The 919-nt window shown below is 52.6% G+C and carries 9 tRNA genes; all 9 read right to left on the bottom strand.

The features are described 5' to 3' along the window. Positions 1-30 precede the first annotated feature (30 nt). Positions 31-107: transfer RNA gene (locus B5F09_RS14615), tRNA-Pro, on the bottom strand. A 63-nt stretch (positions 108-170) separates the two neighbouring features. After that, positions 171-246, bottom strand: a tRNA-Phe gene (locus B5F09_RS14610). A gap of 1 nt (position 247) precedes the next feature. After that, a tRNA-Asp gene (locus B5F09_RS14605) sits at positions 248-324 on the bottom strand. Between the two features lie 4 nt (positions 325-328). Next, positions 329-405, bottom strand: a tRNA-Met gene (locus tag B5F09_RS14600). 19 nt (positions 406-424) lie between these two features. Continuing rightward, positions 425-517, bottom strand: a tRNA-Ser gene (locus B5F09_RS14595). 13 nt (positions 518-530) lie between these two features. Beyond that, a tRNA-Ile gene (locus B5F09_RS14590) sits at positions 531-607 on the bottom strand. Between the two features lie 36 nt (positions 608-643). Then, positions 644-720: transfer RNA gene (locus B5F09_RS14585), tRNA-Met, on the bottom strand. A gap of 37 nt (positions 721-757) precedes the next feature. Then, positions 758-833: transfer RNA gene (locus B5F09_RS14580), tRNA-Ala, on the bottom strand. A gap of 7 nt (positions 834-840) precedes the next feature. Beyond that, a tRNA-Pro gene (locus tag B5F09_RS14575) sits at positions 841-917 on the bottom strand. Positions 918-919: the final 2 nt, after the last annotated feature.

Raw genomic sequence — 919 nt, 5'->3', positions numbered from 1 at the left:
TCTCCCAGCTGAGCTAAGGCCCCTTTTCAATGGTCGGGAAGACAGGATTTGAACCTGCGACCCCCTGGTCCCAAACCAGGTGCACTACCAAGCTGTGCTACTTCCCGAATCACTATTCATAACTAATGAATTTTCCGAAATAAAAACAACCTTACAGTTGTTAAGTCAAATGGTGGTTCCGGCCGGAATCGAACCAGCGACACGAGGATTTTCAGTCCTCTGCTCTACCGACTGAGCTACGGAACCATGGCGGTCTGGACGGGACTCGAACCCGCGACCTCCGCCGTGACAGGGCGGCATTCTAACCAACTGAACTACCAGACCATTTTGGTTGCGGGAGAAGGATTTGAACCAACGACCTTCGGGTTATGAGCCCGACGAGCTACCAGACTGCTCCATCCCGCGATATTTAATTTTAATATAATGGCGAGGGATGAGGGATTCGAACCCCCGCGGGACGTTAATCCCCTGTCGGTTTTCAAGACCGATCCCTTCAGCCGGACTTGGGTAATCCCTCGCGTTATTAAATTTGGTGGACCCTGTTGGACTCGAACCAACGACCGATCGGTTATGAGCCGATAGCTCTAACCAGCTGAGCTAAGGGTCCTTGTTGTTCTTCACTTAGGGGCACCTTCTATTAAATTGGTAGCGGGGAAGGGATTCGAACCCCCGACCCACCGGGTATGAACCGATTGCTCTAGCCAACTGAGCTACCCCGCCGTAATCAACTACAGCAACGCTATAATTTAATATCTAATGGTGGAGCCTAGCGGGATCGAACCGCTGACCTCCTGCGTGCAAAGCAGGCGCTCTCCCAGCTGAGCTAAGGCCCCTTTTCAATGGTCGGGAAGACAGGATTTGAACCTGCGACCCCCTGGTCCCAAACCAGGTGCACTACCAAGCTGTGCTACTTCCCGAA

Origin of the sequence: Erysipelatoclostridium sp. An173 (assembly GCF_002160495.1) — a bacterium.
Taxonomy (GTDB): domain Bacteria; phylum Bacillota_I; class Bacilli_A; order Erysipelotrichales; family Coprobacillaceae; genus Thomasclavelia; species Thomasclavelia merdavium.
This window is presented reverse-complemented; position numbering and strand designations above follow the sequence as displayed.